The organism is Candidatus Binatus sp. (assembly GCF_030646925.1).
Classification (GTDB): Bacteria; Desulfobacterota; Binatia; order Binatales; family Binataceae; genus Binatus.
In genome coordinates, this window is the sequence record NZ_JAUSKL010000021.1 from 58,955 (window position 1) to 74,495 (window position 15,541).

Consider the following 15,541-nt stretch of genomic DNA (forward strand, 5'->3'; position numbering starts at 1 on the left):
GTTAGCTCGAGGAGGAGTGCATCGTGATTGTTCAGGCGCGCAAAGCATACAAAGTAGTGACCGAAAAAAATGTTCCGATGAATGCCCGGGACGGAGTCACGCTCTTCGCGGACGTGATACGGCCCGACGCGCCCGGACGTTTTCCGGTCCTGCTCAGCCGAACTCCCTACAACAAGAAGGGTACCGACGACCCTAATGGCCCGAGCTATCTGTTTGCCCGCTACGGCTACGTAACCGTGATGCAGGACTGTCGCGGCCGCTTCGAGTCCAAAGGCGAGTACGACACCATCTTCCAGGAAGTCGCCGACGGCTATGATGCGGTCGAATGGGCTGCACGGCTGCCATGGTCCAATGGCCGGGTAGGAACGACCGGCCAGTCGTATCTCGGACTGACCCAGTACATGATAGCCTGCAACGATCCTATGCCGCCGTCACTGCAGGTGATGGCTCCCGTCTCGGCCTCGTCGGACTATCACGCTAGCTGGATCTATCATACCGGCGGAGTTGCTATGTGGGGATGGATGATCCCTTATGCCTTGTTCAAGGGACTTAATACCTTGAAGCGAGCAAAGCGGAACGACCTGTTCGAGCGTGCAAAGGAATATGTCGAAGGAGGGGAGTTTCCTGTCATAAGGCAAACTCGTTTCGGCTTTAACGCCTTCACTCCCCTAACCGATAAGTGGTATCGCCACCTCCCTATCAAGGACTGGGCCGAGCTACTGAAAGAAGCTGCGCCCTACCTGGCCGATCACATCGCGCATGCCGACGATGGCGAATACTGGTATCGCGCCAACGTGAACCGCCACGCCGCGAGCGTCAGCGTACCGATGCTGCACGTTACCTCATGGTATGACATCTTCGGCGAAGGCGGCATGAGCGCCTATCGCAGCATCAAGGACGACAGCCGATCCGAGAAGGCGCGCAGCGGACAACGACTTATAATTGGCCCCTGGGGCCACTTACTCCCTTACAACGTGCCAAGCTCGCGCGGCACCGGCGATATCGATTTCGGTCCGTCCGCCCTGATCGACCTTAATGAAACTCTGCTCCGATGGTTCGATTACTGGCTAAAGGATATCGACAACGGAATCATCGACGAGCCGCCAGTGACGATCTTCACGCTGGGCGAGAACCGCTGGCAAAGCTTATCCGATTGGCCGCCGCCTAACATGCGCGAGGTTCGTTATTTCCTGCACAGCCAGAAGGGCGCCAACACTCTAAGTGGTGACGGTGCGCTTTCCACCGTGCCGCCGAACACCGAACCAACTGACACCTACACCTACGACCCGAATGATCCGGTTCCATCACTAGGCGGCAACAACCTTACAATTGATATCGGGGTGCAGGATCAACGGCCGGCCGAAGAACGTCCCGATGTCCTGGTCTATACCTCCGAGCCGATCGAGCAACCGCTCGAGGTTACCGGGCCGGTGAAGGTCGCTCTATGGGCATCGTCGTCCGCTATCGATACCGACTTCACCGCCAAGCTCGTGGACGTGCATCCGAGCGGCTACGCGCAGAATCTTCTCGATGGCATCATTCGCGCGCGTTATCGGGAATCCGCGAGCGCGCCAAAGATGATGAAAGCTGACAAGCCGTACCTCTTCACGATCGATTTGTGGGCCACCAGCAACGTCTTCCTGCCGGGTCATCGCATTCGGGTCGAAATCAGCTCCAGCAACTTCCCGCGGTTCGACCGGAACCTCAACACCGGCGAGGCATTCGGCGAAGGCACGAAAGGAATCCCGGCGCGCCAGACCGTGTTTCATCGAGCCGATATGACGTCCTTCCTCCTGCTGCCCGTCATCCCGAGATAGAAGAGAAGTCAGAGTCTGCGTTTGCAAACGCACGGCGGAAAGTAGCATTAGAGAGGATGCGATCGCGCCATTGCGAAAGGAGCTAGATTACCGATGAAGGCCGCCGTATTTCATGGTCCCCACCAGCCGCTCACGATCGAGCAGGTCGATATCGACGATCCGCAGGATCACGAGGTCCTCATGCGCACCGCCGCGACCGGCGTATGCCATAGCGATCTGCATTTCGTCGAGGGGCTTTATCCGCATGCTGCGCCCGCGATCCTCGGCCACGAGGCCGCCGGCGTCGTCGAGAAGGTCGGCAAGTCGGTGAGCTATCTCAAGGCGGGCGACCACGTCATCTCATGTCCGTCGGTGTTCTGCGGCTACTGCGAGGAGTGCATGTCGGGGCATCCCAATCGATGCACGAATCGGCAGGCAACGCAGCGCGCGGCGGATGCCAAGCCGCGACTCTCGCAAAACGGCAATCCGGTGCGCCAGTTCAGCGATCTCTCGACCTATGCGGAAAAAATGCTGGTGCATGAGAACGCGCTGGTGAAGATCATTGACGAGATGCCGCTCGATCGCGCCGCGCTGATCGGATGCGGCGTGACCACCGGCGTCGGCGCCGTGCTGAATACCGCGAAGATCGAGCCGGGTTGCACGGTGGCGGTCTTCGGGTGCGGCGGCGTCGGCATCTCGGCGATCCAGGGCGCGAAGATCGGCGGCGCGCGCCGCATCATCGCGATCGATCAATTCGAGAACAAGCTTGCGATGGCCAGGCGTTTCGGCGCGACCGATACCATCGACGCGTCGCACACCGACGCGCTCAAGGAAATCCGCAAGATGACGGGCGGCGGCGTTGACTACGCGTTCGAGGCGGTAGGACTGAAGAAACTCGCCGAGCAATGCTTCGATTCGACCAAGGTCGGCGGTACCGCGGTCATCATCGGCATGATCCCGGTCGGGCAGAAAGTCGAAATCGACGGGCCGCGCCTGCTCACCGAGCGCACTTTAAAAGGCTCGATGATGGGTAGCAATCGATTTCGGATCGACATGCCGCGCTACATCGACTTCTACTTGCAGGGGCGCCTCAATCTCGACGACATGGTTACCAAGCGCGCGAAACTCGAGGACGTCAACGACGCATTCGCCGCGATGAAGCGTGGCGAAGTCGCCCGCACCGTCCTGATGTTCGACTAGGCCGGCGAGCTACAGCATCCGCGGCATCTGCAGATCGCTGCCGAGCGCCGACTTGAACATTTTCGACAGGCGCTCGACCGTCCACGGTCCGTCGCCGATGAGCACGCGCTCCGGCACGATGTGCGAGTAGCGCGTGATGCGATAGCCCATCGCGCCGATGCATTGTCCGTTGACGTACTGCGCCTCGTCACTCGCGAGGAACGCTACAACTGGCGCCACGTTGGCAGGATCGTGAATAGTGTGGGCTGCGTCCTTGCTCTGCGGAAAGCTCATCCCCGGTATTCGTCCCTGCGGGATCGAATCGGTCATGCGGGTCGAGGCGCCCGGCATGATCGCGTTGACGGTGATGTTGTACTTGGCCAGCGCAACAGCACTGCTATAGGTCAAACCCAGGATCGCAGCTTTGGCGGCGGCATAGTTGGGCTGGCCCGGAGCGCCCAGCGCCGCACCCGATGAGAAGTTGATGATGCGTCCCTGCTTGCGCTCGCGCATATGCGCCGAGCCCGGCCGCATCGTGCAGTAATGGCCCTTCAGATGAACGCGGATGACCTCGTCCCATTCTTCTTCGGTCATGTTGAAGATCATCTTGTCTCTGAGGATGCCGGCGACGTTAACCAGAATGTCCAGCTTGCCGAACTCGCGAATCGCCTGCTCGACCAGACCCTCGCCGCCCTGCACGGTCGCGATATCCGATGTATTTGCCGCTGCAACTCCACCGCTGTCCATGATCTCGCTGACCACCTGCTCGGCAGGCGAGGACGGCTCCTTGCGGCCGTCAACCGTCACTCCAGCGTCATTGACGACGACCGCCGCACCTTCCGCGGCCAACGCCTTCGCGACGCCGCGACCGATTCCGCGCCCGGCTCCGGTTACCGCCGCTACTTTCCCTTCGAGTGTGCGCATATGAAGACTCCCGCTTGCGCTTGCAGGCGATCGGAGATTCGATCGCGGACTGCTGGTATCTCTAGCGCAGGCGGTTTCGCGAAGTCAAAAGCGCGCTGCCTACTTCGGCGGGTAGGGGATCTTTTCCGGCATCTTGCCGCTCACCCGCGCCTGCTCGATGGTCTTGGTGAGCAGATCGTTCGCGGTGACCAGGCGGGCCTCCTCGGACTGCACCTTCTCCAGCGAGGCTTTTAGTTGCGAGTTCTCCTCCCGCAGTTTGCGAACCTGTTCGCTGAGCTCGGCGATGCGCGCCTGCTCGCGCTGCTCCGCCGCTTCCTGCCGATAGCGCTCCCATCCGATCAGCCCGAGCAGCGCCAGGACGATAAGTGCTGCGATTACGTATCGATACATCTCGGGCTACCCGACGATACTCACTTGCCGCGTCGCGCAGGGGATTTCGTCCGCTTCGGCGCCGCGCGCTTCCTTGATTTGGCAGTAGAGGCCGCCCCGCGCGGCGTTCGCCAGAGCTCGCGCGATGCAATCCGCGCGCCTTCCGCCATCGATCTCAACTTGGCCCACGTGATTGCCGGCTCCACCGCCGTGAACCCCGCGAACGTCGAGAATCCGCAGTCGCTCCCTGCGATCACGTTCTCCCGGCCGACCACTTTCGCGAACCTGACGATGCGTTCCGCAACCAGTTCCGGATGCTCGATGAAGTTAGTCGAGGAATCGAGCACGCCGGGGATAAGCACCTTGCCCGCCGGCAGCTTAACGTTCTGCCACACCTTCCATTCATGCTCGTGCCGAGGATTCGATGCTTCGAACGAAATTCCAGCAGGCTTCGCCTTCAACACGATGTCCACGATTTCGTTCAGCGGCACATCGCGATGATGCGGTCCTTCGTAGTTGCCCCAGCAGAGATGCAACCGCGCCGCCTCGGCGGGAACGTCGGCCAGCGCATGGTTCAACGCCTCGACGTGCATCGCCGCGCTCTTGCGAAACTCCGACGTCTTGCGGTCGGCGAATTGGATATGGCGGTTCATCGCCAGGTCAGGGCAATCGATTTGCAGCAACAGCCCCGCGCGATAAATCGCGTCGTACTCGGTCTTCATCGCATCCGCCAGCGCCGCGAGATACGCCTCATGGCTCCCGTAATGCTGATTCGGCAGGAACACCGAGATCACTCCCGGCGATGCCGCGCTCATGAAAAGCTCCTGGGCCTTCGCGCCGGTCGCCGCTTGCTTGAGATTCGCGATGTCAGTATCGAGGTCGCGCGTGTCGCGGTATCGAATCGGCCCATCGCACGCCGGCATCTTCATGCTCGCCACCGGGCTCTGCGCAAACATCCGCGCGCCGAACTCCGGAAACTCCTTGATGTCGCCGAGGGTCCCCGCGAGCATCCCCGGATTCACTCCCTCGAAACCGCTCAGCCGGTCCTTGACGTAGGTCGAGTAGCCGGGCTTGCTCATCTCCCCGTCGTTGATTACATCGACGCCCGCATCCGTTTGCTTGCGGATGACTTCCGCCACCGCCTCACGCACCGCCTCGTCGAACACCGCGCGATCGAGAGGTTCGCCCGCTTCTTTCGCCATCAGCAACCCGAGCAACCCTGCGGGTCGCGGCAGACTGCCGGTATGCGTGGTGAGAATTCGCTTGCTGCTGCGTTTCATGTTTTTTGATTTGCCTCATTCCGACTCATACTCGACTTCACCAGTATGGAAAAGCTGCTGACGATGCCCGCTTGGAACCATCCGGCCAGGCGCGGCGCCGCCGATGAACTCGCTGATTCGCTTGACAGACGAGCCCGCGTATTGCTCGTCTTGCCGCATAGCTGCCGCCCGAGTTGCAGGGCTCCGGCACAATGTGCGAGTAACGCCTGATCCGGACACTGTTCCCCAACGCTATGGAGCACTGTAGGAAAAAGCATTCTGTGCGCTCGACGGTTCACCTCGTGGTCAGCTGGCCGCATGAGGAACTCCGTTCACCTTCTCGATTTTGACAATCATCCAGCGAGTCGGCTTACCGCTGAGTTCAAATTCGACTTCCTCATCCTCTTGAGCCCCGAGCACCGCTGCACCCTCTGGCTGTGATGCTGATATGAAACCAAGATCGGGGTCATGACGATCCGCCAAGTTGGCATGATCCAGCAGGGAACTGCAGCATAAGATGATTGCAAGGCGGTGCGCGCACCCCTGCGAAGACGAGAAGCACTCTTGCCAGAGCCTTTACCGATCCTGCGGATGGCCGTAAGAAGCATTTGTAAAGCAGCGTCAACCCGCCGAGTGATGCGCGCTTTGAGAGTCAGGGGTGTTCGCATCCTGACCACGTCGTGAAAGAGCTGCCGTGTTTCCTCTTTCGCGGCACGTCTATGCTCATCGAGTTCGAGAAGGCGCGCGCGGCCGTCGATCACGCGCAGGCGCGCGTCTGCACATGCCCAATTCCATGCATCGCGCCAGTCGATAGTTGTCCATGATCGCGGCGTTCCGCCGATGGCGGAGCGATTCACGCGCAACGTCCCGTCGGCCTACACGTCATCTGAGCACGCGGCGCGGGAGCGCGACGTACTCGCTAAATTGGGGATTGATATAGTTGACGCACAAGACTTTCTCATGATACGTTGCACTCACGATGACGCACCTTAGTGTTTTGGCCGCAACTTCTTGGCTTTTCGTTCCTCGGCAAGCCTGTGATCGATCTCGCTTTTGGGAACGGACGCAATTTTACGGAGCGCATCCCTAAGTTTGGGCATTGAAATAAGTCTCGATTTTCTCATCGGAGAACCCTTTCCCATGGCAGAAAAACCGTTGCCGCCGCCGTTGAAGCCTCCACCCCCTAGGCATGAGAACAAATCAATCAATACTCAAAAGCCACCCCTAAAGCCGCCACCCCCGAGGATAATTAAGAAGGGAGGCTAATTCTTTTCCCACCCCCAACTGCCAGGTTTCGAGTAGTAGCGGGAGTGCCAAGAAGAAGGCTCCCGCAATTACTAGTCGCTCCGTAACTCTGAGCGCGGTTGCTTTTTGTTCATTGATTCTATTATGCGAAACAACCGTTCGGTACATTCCGATCAGATAGTAGCGTCGCAACTGATCGGGATGCTGAAAGTACTCGCTTGCAAACCACAGCTTTTTCTCATGGAATCCCTCAAAGGTTCGCACGCGCAGTCCCCAAAGTGCCGAACCCGCCGCGAGAAGCAAGAGGACGATTCCAAGGAACAAAAAAATCGGTGCGATAGGCCAGTCTTTTACTAAGTCTCTCCAACTTGCAAACGTTGAGACAACCACGACGATCATCGCTCCACTAAAGCCTGCGAAAATGCCCGCTTTCGTATCTAGCCAGTTCACACGATCAAGAGCATCGCGCACCAATTGCGAGCCAAAATCGTAAAGTTCGCCTGTGACTTGCTGATCTTCGTATGTCCCCAGCATTTCTATGACATCAGCTTCACCCTCGACTCGCGGTCCGTTGTCGGAGGTGTGACCGTTGACTTCTGTTTCTACCATTTGCTTATCCCTCTTTGCCTATTAACTCTTTGTAGGTCAGCCTACGCCCATCGGATTGTGCCAGAGCGACCATGAAGCGCTCACCATCGCTAACCGTGCGTTGATTGAAACGAAATGTTGCGTCGTCCAGATAACGATCAAGCTGCCATGGCATCACGAAATGATGCGTACCGTAAATCGTCCGCTTAAAATTCGCCCAGAAGCTTTCGATCCCATTGGTATGGACCGCGCCACGAACGTACTCCTCGGAGTGGTTGATTACTTGGTGCGCGTAGTCCGCATTCAGGCCACGAAATGCCGCCGCCTCATCGGTATAGATAATCGCGCCCGACTCGACGTTATAGCGAATTATATCTTGAAGCGTTTCGGCTCGCTCATTCGCTACGGTCTTCGCTCGAATCTGCCCATGCCGTGCGAGCAAGCCAAAGACAACCGCCTTTCCGACATTGCCCGTTCCGCGATGTAGTCGCTTGCTACGATGCTTGTTCTTTTCTAGTCCGCCGATGCCAGTAGTATCCCCTTCAACCGGCCCTGACATGGGCGTCTCGAAGCTACCCGCCCGCAACGCAAGCCGGATACGATGAAGCATGAACCATGCGGTCTTCTGTGTGACTCCCAAAGCCTTTGCCAGCCGATGGGAGCTATAGCCCTTTGTCGAGCAAGTGAGTAGCCAGACGGCAGGGAGCCACTTATCCAATGTGATAGGGGAATCCTCAAAGATGCTCCCCACCTTGACCGAAAACTGTTTGCGACATGATTTGCAGCGCCAGATTGCGCGCGTGCGGATGAACCACACTTCTTTTGATCCACAATCTTTGCGCGGGCAGCTTACGCCATCCGGCCAGCGACATTCGGCCAGATAGTTACGGCAAACTTCCCCATCCACGAAGTATCGAATCGCTTCAATCAATGTCCTTGGCGTCTTCATATGTTAGATACTACACACACAACCGTTGTGTGTCAAGTATATCAGTCCCCTAAATTGGGCGCGCACGATGGAGATGTGCTCGGCGTGGTCGCGCGGGATTTCGAAATCGGCGAAGGCATTCAGCGCAACTTCGAATCGGCGCGATCGACGGCGTGATGTACGGGCGCTACGAAACTGCGCTCGAACAGTTTCATCGCTCGATTCGGGAGGCGCTGGCCGAGGCGTAGTTCTCCCCGATTTTGAAGACCGGCACCTCGAATTCGGCGCGGAAGCCGCCATAGGGTCCGGGCGCGCGGGCGCTCAGACGCCAGACGATCCTGCGGCGCGGATTCAGATCGTCGCTCGCGAGGCAATCCGGCGGGATGATGAAAGCGACCGGAATCGCTCCCGCCGAGTCGCTGATCGTACTGAGCTCGGCGCGCCACAATACTCGATCCCAGATAGTGAGGTGGTGAAAAGTGCCGCGCATCGTGCGCGCGACGCACGCGAGCTCGAGCATCGCGGCGCGACCCGCGGATAACGGCCGCTCAGCGTCGATTTTCCCGAGCAGCGAGCCGCCGATCTGCGCGGGTATCGACGCCATCGTAAATGTTGCTTCCCCATATTCGCGCGCCCGGCGCGCGAGGCGCATCGCCCATGCGAGCATCACGACTCCGGCGACCGGAAATATCAGGGCGAGCATTGGCGGATAGCCGTGAGTGCGAATCGCTTGATGAGGAACGATGGCGAACAGCGGAAATGTCGCGAGGCACCAGGCCGCGGCGAAGATCAGGAAGCGGCGCGCGTCGCGGCGATTCGAAGTGCGCATCGCGCCGGCAGCCCAGTCCTCGCGCCACATCCACGGTTCGTTAGGATGCTGCGCGCGCAATTGTTCGTTAGCGTCCGGCGGATGAGCGGCGAATCGCACCCACCAGATGATTCCGAATCCGGCGGCGCCGCACGCGATCGCGATCAGTCCGGCGAGCGCCGCTTCTTCCCATCGCCCCGCTCGCGCGCGCGTGAACGCGACCAGCGCCGCTACTATCGCCGCGATGCACATCGGCGTGCCGAAAAATTTGAGATACGCGAGCGCGAGCCGTTCGGGATTTTTCAATTGCGCGAGCCTTCGCCCGACCGGCGGCTGCCTACGCTACGCCTGCGGTTCCTGGCTCCGCTGGCGGAGGAATCGCCCGATGAGCAGGCGCATCGATTCGATCGGCTGAATCCCAATCAACGGGAATTCGCCGAGGATGAAAGTTGGATAGCCGAGCGCCGAGAATTCGTCAGCCTCGCGCTTGTGCGATTCGATGCGCGGAGTCATCGCGCCGCTCGAAATTGTCGCGCGAAACCGTGCTCGATTCATCCCGGCCCGCTCCGCGATCGTGTCGAGCACGTCCGCATTAGCGATGTCCACTCCTTGCTCGAAGGCCGCGCGGAACACCGCCTCGTGATATTTGCGAAACACGCCGGCGTCGCGCGCGATTTCGGAACCTTGCAGCGCCGCGCTCGAATCGATCCAGCTCTTCGGCGGCGCCACGGCAATACCCGTCTCAGCCGCGACCATCAGCACCTTCTCGCGCTCGCGATCGCCGAGCACGCGCCCCGGCTTCGCGCGATGATCCCGCATCGCGATCGGCACGCCTTTCCAGAGCGCCTCGAAACCAAGCTCGCCTTCGAGTTCGCGCACGATTCGCCACGCGATGTAGCAGAGCGTCGATGCGTAGTCGAAGTATATTGGTATCCGCACCAGTGCTGTCGTCATGCTGATCGAATGATGAGCGCGCGCCTTTGATTCAGCGCGATAGTGGCGCGTTTGCGAAGCACTCGCAATCAAGCCGCGCGATTGCGGCAAGACACTCTCCCCTCCACATTCCAAGCGATGTTGCCCTCTCTTCCGTCATCCCGAGCGAAGGCTGCCGGAGTCGAAGGATCTCAATGCCAGCGAGGTCGATGGGACCGAGCGGAGCAAAGGATCCGGGATTCTTCGCTGCGCTCAGAATGACAAAGAGGGGCGGCATCATCAGGCTCGGTGCTTGCGCGAACTCGATGGCTCCCACATCCTGATCGCACGATGAATTCGAAACGTCGTCCGATTCTGAAACTAGGCGTGGTCGATCTTGGCGTCGAAAGCGCGTCGCTGCCCAACGGCGTGCAAGTCGATCTGGCCGTGATTCGGCATCCGGGCGCTGCTGCGATCGTCGCGCTCGACGACGACATGAATATCGCGACACTGAGTCAATATCGCTACGCGATCGACGCGTGGATGTGGGAGATTCCCGCCGGATGCCGCAATCCGGGCGAGGATTTTTTCGCCTGTGCGCAACGCGAATTGGGCGAAGAGGCCGGCGTCGCCGCGGCGCGCTGGGATCGCCTTGGCTCGATCGTCACGATCCCGAGTTTTTGCGACGAGCGGATCGAAGTTTATCTCGCGCGCGAACTATCCGCGGGCGTGGGCGTGCTCGATCACGACGAAGTGATTCGGGTGAGCAAAGTGCCCTTTACCGAAACATTCGAGATGATTCGCCGCGGCGACATCGTCGATGCGAAATCGATCGCCGCACTCTATCGCGCCCGCGATTTTCTCGATCTCGAGCGCCGCCCGTGACCTCGGCTCGCCATCCGTCATTTCGAACGCAGTGAGAAATCCCGGATTACTTCTTGGCGTTCACGACGAATTGGCCGCCGACGTGCGCCGGATGCAACTGGCATGAGTACGGAAAGACGCCAGTTTTGTCCGCGACGAACGTGATCGTCTTGGGCGTGCCGCGAGCCACGACTTCCGTGATGTTGTAGCCGGGGATCGTGAAGCCGTGCTGATTCGACGAGCCCGGCACCTGGTTCTTGAGCGTGAGCTTTACCTTGTCGCCCTGATCGACGGTGATCGTGCTGGGCAGCCAGAATTTGACGTCATTGGCTTCTACCGAAACTATCGTAAAGGCCTTGGTGCCGGGCTCTTCCATCGTGGCGGTGGTGGCCCCGGCGGCGGGCGGCGCGTCGGCGGCGATGGTTCGAACCGCGCCGGCCAGCATGAATATTCCAACGCTCGCAAGCAGCGCCATTTTCTTGAGGATCAATTTGCTCATCGAGAGATCTCCTTGTTCAGGAAGACGATACATGGTGTCGGCGCGCGCCGCGAACCTTATCCATTGAAACGTTTGGCGAGTTTGCGCCATTCGGCGTCGTCGGTACCCGGGCGATAGGGAATATAAAAAGCGAGGCGGTCAAGCAATCCGTCGTAGCGCGCCATCACCTTGTCATGGATGTCGTCGAAGGTGCCGGACACGGTGTACACGTCGAGCATCTCGTCGGTGATCTCTTTGGCCATCGCGGCCCATTCGCCCTTGGCCGCTTTCTCATTGAGGCGCTGCGCCACGTCGCCCCATCCGTGCATATCGAGCACGATCTTGTAGGTGCGCGTCGATGCGTAAAACGAAATTTGCTGCCGCACCGCTTCGCGGTTCTTTTTGATTTCGTCCTGATTGCGGCCGACGATCACGAAGGCGGTCGTCTGTATCGTGAAGTCGTTGCGCGAGCGGCCGGATTTCGCGAGTCCCTTCTCGACGTTAGGCAGCACGTATTCGCGCAGATACTTGGGCGAGTTGAACGGATGCGCGTGCAGGCCGTCGCACAATTCGCCGGCGAGCCGAATGATGTGCTCGTTCACGCCGGCGATATGGATCGGGATGTTCGTGAAGGTATGCTTGGCCGGCGTGAAGAACGGCGTCATCAGCGAGAAGTGGTAGAACTTGCCCTGGTAGGACAGCTTCGCGCCGCCTTCCGACCAGCACTTGAAAATCGCGCGCATCGACTGGAGGTATTCGCGCAATTTCGGCACCGGCGCTTCCCACTTGGTGCTGTAGCGGCGCTCGATGTGGCCTTTCACTTGAGTGCCAAGGCCGACGATGAAGCGGCCTTCCGAAAGCCCGGCCAGGTCCCACGCGCTGGCGGCAGTGATCATCGGGCTTCGCGGGAACGCGATCGCGACCGAGGTGCCGACTTTGATGCTCTTGGTGTGTTCGGCGGCGATCGCCGACGCCAGAAAGGCGTCGTTGCCGGCTTCGGGAATCCACAACGCGTCGAAGCCTGCGTCTTCGGCGGCGCGGGCGGCGGCTGGAACTTCGCGCAAATGGCGGGTCGAGAGACCAGTGTCGAGTTTCATACGATTTTCACTCCAATATTTTCGCGATGCGGCGCCCCGATGCTAACAAAGCGGATGCGGGGCGGGAAAGCGTCGCGCGAACGCCGTCAGCGCGGACGGACGCGGCTCTGAATCACGTCGAGCACGCGGCGTGGATAATCCGAGATGAGTCCATCGGCGCCGAGGTCGAGCAGTTCGCGCATTTCGGCCGGGTCATTGACGGTCCAGACGTGGACCTCGAGGCCGAGGCTGTGCGCGAACGCGACGCTCTCGGCGGTGACCAGATCCCACGACTCGTAACGACGCGGAATCTGCAGGGCGGCGCCGGGCGGACGGTAGTTGGGGTCGCGCGACGCCATCGCCTGCAGAAAGAATCCCGACTCGAAGTAGGAAAAGTTGGTCGGGATATCGGGCGCGAGGCGGCGAATCTCGTCGAGCGGCTCCTGATGCTCGCTCGCGACCAGCACCCGTCGGCGCATCCCGGCGCTATCGATCACCGCCAGCATTGGCTCGACCAGGCTCGGCGCCACCTGCTTGACCTCTACGATGGCGCAGATCTGTGGGAAGGTCGCGAGCACCTCCTCGAGGCGGGGTACCTGCACGCCCTGGTTCCGGAAAGGAAACCTCGCGCCGTCGAGCGAGAAATTCTTTCCGGCGTCGACTTTTGCAAGCTCGGTGTAAGTCATCGCGCGTATAAAGCGATCGTCGCCGCCCATGCGCATTAGATTGTCGTCGTGGCTGACGGCCACTTCGCCGTCGCGGGTCATGTGAATGTCGAACTCGATGTACGGCGCGCCCGCATCGATCGCGGCGCGAAAAGAGACGAGGGTGTTCTCGGGGTGGGTACCCGCGCTGCCACGATGCCCAATCGCCCGCGGCGTCGGACTCGCGAAGAAGTCGGTATTCACGTTGGCAAGGCCTGGATCGAAGCGAATGAGCGCCACTTGAGGCGGCCAATTGCGTTAACCGGATCGGCGAGGTTGCCGCGTGGGGTACCGGTATTAGAGGGCGCCCTCGAATTCGACGTCGGATACATTGCGAACCGAGCGACGAGCCTCGGCGCGGGCCGACGAGCGCGACGAACGCCGATTCTTCAGGCGCTTTATCGACACGTGATAAAGGTCGCCAAACTTGGAAATCGCGGGCTTGCGGCTGTCCGCCGAGACGTCACGGCTGCCGAGGTCGGGCAGCTTGGCGAGCATCGACTGGTAGCGGCCCTTGATGTTGTTGAAGAGCGCCTGCATCCGAGGCGAAACGGGGTGATTCTCACCTATCTTCTCGTTCAGCGGATTGACGTACTCGCCCCGCTTCTCCATCGCGAAATGCAGATGCGGACCGGTCGAGAGTCCAGTCGAGCCGACAAAGCCGATGACCTGACCGACGTGAACGTAGCTGTCGGGTTTCAGGCCCGGGCTGATCTTCGAAAGGTGGCCATAGATGCTCACCATATCGTGCGCGTGCCCGATTCGAACGCAGTTGCCAAGCTCACCCGCCCATCCGGCGCTTTCGATCTTGCCGTCCGCGACCGCCTTGACCGGCTCGCCGAGCTGCGCGACCAGATCGACGCCGACATGCGGCCTGAAAGCGTGCAGCACCGGATGGTAACGGTGGAAGCTGAAGCCGGACGAAATGTACTTGAAATTGACCGGGAAGCGCAGGAACTGCGGCCCGAGGACGCGCCCCTTTTCATCGTATAGATGTGGGCGGCCGTGCTCGTCGCGAAACGAGATTGCCATCAGCGTGCGGCTGCCGAAGCGAATCTGCGCCGCCTCGACCTCCTGCGCCTGGGTGTAGGTGCCGTCGCGGCTGACCTTCTCATGATAGATCAGCTTGACGGCCGCGCCGGGGGCGAGACGGGCCAGGTCGTGGCGGTCGGCGAAAGCATCCTCGAGCGACTCGATAATCGGCGCGGGAATCCCATTTTCGGCGGCGGCGCGACGGAAACTATCCTTCACGGCGAAGGTCAGGTTGATGGGCTTGGTGATGTACTGAATCGGCTGGACGGTCGCCTTGATGATGCCTGCACCGAGGCTGGCCTCGGTGACGGCCATCCGGTCGTCGAGGTCGTATTTCAGGCCGCGCATTTCGCCCGACTCGGGATCCTTATAAATAGTCAGGGGATGGCCCTTCTGAAACAGGCTATTCTGGCTGGCGCGCTTGAAGGGAGCGGACCATTCGCGGATTTCGTCCCGCTCCAGGCCGGCTTCGCGGAGATAACTCTCGATCGGCGCGGTCCGCTCGAGCGTCGTGCTAATCGTGATGGAAGGCGGGGCGGGATCGACGTACTCGGAGTCTTCGTAGCTGTCGGCGTAGTCGCGGCCAGCCTCCATCCGGTCGAGCGGAGGCGAAATAGATTGAGGATTTGCCTGGAAAAAAAGATGCACAGAGGCAATCGTAGCGAGCAAAGCCACGATAATGGCCGTTATTGCACGAGGCACGGCCGGTTCGATTCTCCCCCGAGAATACACGCAGGCGAAGTTAAGTCATTTGGATAGTCAACGCAACACTTCCGAATCATTTCGATGCACAGCCGGTTATCCAGAGCACGAGGCAACTGTTTGAGTGTTATATGGAAAGTTATGATAAGCAGTCGTGTCCAAATTTGAGCATCCGATGGTGATCGGGCTTGACCTGGGACGACGGCGAATCGGAGTCGCGATAGCGGAGACGGACGGCAACGGTGCGTATCCACTAGGCACCATCGACCGGAGTTCGTTCAAGCGCGATCTTGACGCGCTGGTGGCGATGCTCGCGGGGCGCGCGGTGGACGCGGTCGTCGTCGGGCTGCCGCTCAGCATGGACGGTAGCGAAAACGAGGCGGCGCGCTCGGCGCGGGCCTATGGCGAACGGATTGCCGGAGCGCTCGGGGTGAAGGTCGAGATGTTCGACGAGCGCCTGACCAGCTTCGAGGCCGAGGAGCGCCTCAAAACGATGCCGATCAGGCGAGGCTCGAAGCGGGCGGCGATCGACGCAATTGCGGCGACGGTGATCCTCGAGGGATGGCTGCAGGCGCGCGCCGCGAAGAAATCGTGAGCGAGGGTCGATTGAATTTCCGTGCTAGCATGGAATCTGGCGGTGGCGCTCGACTTCGACGAGTCGGCGCGACAACTCCGAG

Annotated in this window: 16 protein-coding genes; 4 read left to right on the plus strand and 12 right to left on the minus strand. The window is 60.2% G+C overall.

The window, feature by feature from the left end; all coding sequences use genetic code 11:
* Nucleotides 1-23 precede the first annotated feature (23 nt).
* Nucleotides 24-1,817 (plus strand): CocE/NonD family hydrolase, encoded by a 1,794-nt coding sequence (locus Q7S58_RS02625; protein WP_304820518.1) that lies wholly within the window; start codon nt 24-26, stop codon nt 1,815-1,817.
* 93 nt (nt 1,818-1,910) lie between these two features.
* Nucleotides 1,911-2,996 carry a Zn-dependent alcohol dehydrogenase gene (locus Q7S58_RS02630; RefSeq protein WP_304820520.1) on the plus strand — a complete coding sequence of 362 codons (1,086 nt, stop codon included), beginning with the start codon at nt 1,911-1,913 and terminating at the stop codon, nt 2,994-2,996.
* A gap of 9 nt (nt 2,997-3,005) precedes the next feature.
* Here Q7S58_RS02630 and Q7S58_RS02635 read toward each other — a convergent pair whose 3' ends face one another.
* From Q7S58_RS02635 to Q7S58_RS02670, 8 genes are all read right to left on the minus strand, one after another.
* A complete protein-coding gene (locus Q7S58_RS02635) occupies nt 3,006-3,899 on the minus strand; it encodes an SDR family NAD(P)-dependent oxidoreductase (protein ID WP_304820522.1) in 894 nt (297 codons plus the stop codon).
* A gap of 99 nt (nt 3,900-3,998) precedes the next feature.
* Nucleotides 3,999-4,289 (minus strand): hypothetical protein, encoded by a 291-nt coding sequence (locus tag Q7S58_RS02640; protein WP_304820524.1) that lies wholly within the window; start codon nt 4,287-4,289, stop codon nt 3,999-4,001.
* A gap of 20 nt (nt 4,290-4,309) precedes the next feature.
* Nucleotides 4,310-5,548, minus strand: coding sequence for a cobalamin-independent methionine synthase II family protein (locus Q7S58_RS02645; RefSeq protein WP_304820526.1), 1,239 nt, complete (start codon nt 5,546-5,548; stop codon nt 4,310-4,312).
* Nucleotides 5,549-5,833: 285 nt separating this feature from the next.
* Nucleotides 5,834-6,010 carry a hypothetical protein gene (locus tag Q7S58_RS02650; RefSeq protein ID WP_304820528.1) on the minus strand — a complete coding sequence of 59 codons (177 nt, stop codon included), beginning with the start codon at nt 6,008-6,010 and terminating at the stop codon, nt 5,834-5,836.
* Between the two features lie 741 nt (nt 6,011-6,751).
* Nucleotides 6,752-7,381, minus strand: a complete 630-nt coding sequence (locus Q7S58_RS02655) for a hypothetical protein (RefSeq protein ID WP_304820529.1) — start codon at nt 7,379-7,381, stop codon at nt 6,752-6,754.
* Nucleotides 7,382-7,385: 4 nt separating this feature from the next.
* Nucleotides 7,386-8,291 carry an IS1595 family transposase gene (locus tag Q7S58_RS02660; RefSeq protein WP_304820531.1) on the minus strand — a complete coding sequence of 302 codons (906 nt, stop codon included), beginning with the start codon at nt 8,289-8,291 and terminating at the stop codon, nt 7,386-7,388.
* A 208-nt stretch (nt 8,292-8,499) separates the two neighbouring features.
* Nucleotides 8,500-9,402, minus strand: a complete 903-nt coding sequence (locus Q7S58_RS02665; protein ID WP_304820533.1) for a hypothetical protein — start codon at nt 9,400-9,402, stop codon at nt 8,500-8,502.
* 36 nt (nt 9,403-9,438) lie between these two features.
* The gene (locus Q7S58_RS02670; RefSeq protein WP_304820535.1) at nt 9,439-10,050 is read right to left on the minus strand and encodes a DsbA family protein; all 612 of its coding nucleotides are present in this window, start codon (nt 10,048-10,050) and stop codon (nt 9,439-9,441) included.
* A gap of 309 nt (nt 10,051-10,359) precedes the next feature.
* Here Q7S58_RS02670 and Q7S58_RS02675 point away from each other — a divergent pair, with 309 nt between their 5' ends.
* A complete protein-coding gene (locus tag Q7S58_RS02675) occupies nt 10,360-10,893 on the plus strand; it encodes an NUDIX hydrolase (protein ID WP_304820537.1) in 534 nt (177 codons plus the stop codon).
* A 46-nt stretch (nt 10,894-10,939) separates the two neighbouring features.
* On the opposite strand, the gene Q7S58_RS02680 is transcribed toward Q7S58_RS02675, so the two are convergent.
* The 4 genes from Q7S58_RS02680 to Q7S58_RS02695 all read right to left on the minus strand — a co-directional run bounded on the left by Q7S58_RS02680 (nt 10,940) and on the right by Q7S58_RS02695 (nt 14,756).
* On the minus strand, nt 10,940-11,371 hold the full coding sequence (locus Q7S58_RS02680) for a cupredoxin domain-containing protein (protein WP_304820539.1): 432 nt from the start codon (nt 11,369-11,371) through the stop codon (nt 10,940-10,942).
* Between the two features lie 56 nt (nt 11,372-11,427).
* Nucleotides 11,428-12,447: a TIGR03617 family F420-dependent LLM class oxidoreductase gene (locus Q7S58_RS02685; RefSeq protein WP_304820541.1), complete on the minus strand. Its 1,020-nt coding sequence runs from the start codon at nt 12,445-12,447 to the stop codon at nt 11,428-11,430.
* 86 nt (nt 12,448-12,533) lie between these two features.
* Nucleotides 12,534-13,370, minus strand: a complete 837-nt coding sequence (locus Q7S58_RS02690; protein ID WP_304820543.1) for a glycerophosphodiester phosphodiesterase — start codon at nt 13,368-13,370, stop codon at nt 12,534-12,536.
* 57 nt (nt 13,371-13,427) lie between these two features.
* On the minus strand, nt 13,428-14,756 hold the full coding sequence (locus tag Q7S58_RS02695) for a M23 family metallopeptidase (protein WP_304820545.1): 1,329 nt from the start codon (nt 14,754-14,756) through the stop codon (nt 13,428-13,430).
* Between the two features lie 262 nt (nt 14,757-15,018).
* Here Q7S58_RS02695 and ruvX point away from each other — a divergent pair, with 262 nt between their 5' ends.
* Nucleotides 15,019-15,459 (plus strand): Holliday junction resolvase RuvX, encoded by a 441-nt coding sequence (ruvX, locus tag Q7S58_RS02700; RefSeq protein WP_304820547.1) that lies wholly within the window; start codon nt 15,019-15,021, stop codon nt 15,457-15,459.
* Nucleotides 15,460-15,541: the final 82 nt, after the last annotated feature.

Excerpts from the sequence above, each read along its gene's own strand:
- Q7S58_RS02630 (WP_304820520.1), top strand. The coding sequence starts at position 1,911 with ATGAAGGCCGCCGTATTTCATGGTCCCCACCAGCCGCTCACGATCGAG.
- Q7S58_RS02635 (WP_304820522.1), bottom strand. The coding sequence starts at position 3,899 with ATGCGCACACTCGAAGGGAAAGTAGCGGCGGTAACCGGAGCCGGGCGC.
- Q7S58_RS02640 (WP_304820524.1), bottom strand. The coding sequence starts at position 4,289 with ATGTATCGATACGTAATCGCAGCACTTATCGTCCTGGCGCTGCTCGGG.
- Q7S58_RS02645 (WP_304820526.1), bottom strand. The coding sequence starts at position 5,548 with ATGAAACGCAGCAGCAAGCGAATTCTCACCACGCATACCGGCAGTCTG.
- Q7S58_RS02655 (WP_304820529.1), bottom strand. The coding sequence starts at position 7,381 with ATGGTAGAAACAGAAGTCAACGGTCACACCTCCGACAACGGACCGCGA.
- Q7S58_RS02670 (WP_304820535.1), bottom strand. The coding sequence starts at position 10,050 with ATGACGACAGCACTGGTGCGGATACCAATATACTTCGACTACGCATCG.
- Q7S58_RS02675 (WP_304820537.1), top strand. The coding sequence starts at position 10,360 with ATGAATTCGAAACGTCGTCCGATTCTGAAACTAGGCGTGGTCGATCTT.
- Q7S58_RS02680 (WP_304820539.1), bottom strand. The coding sequence starts at position 11,371 with ATGAGCAAATTGATCCTCAAGAAAATGGCGCTGCTTGCGAGCGTTGGA.
- Q7S58_RS02685 (WP_304820541.1), bottom strand. The coding sequence starts at position 12,447 with ATGAAACTCGACACTGGTCTCTCGACCCGCCATTTGCGCGAAGTTCCA.
- Q7S58_RS02695 (WP_304820545.1), bottom strand. The coding sequence starts at position 14,756 with ATGGAGGCTGGCCGCGACTACGCCGACAGCTACGAAGACTCCGAGTAC.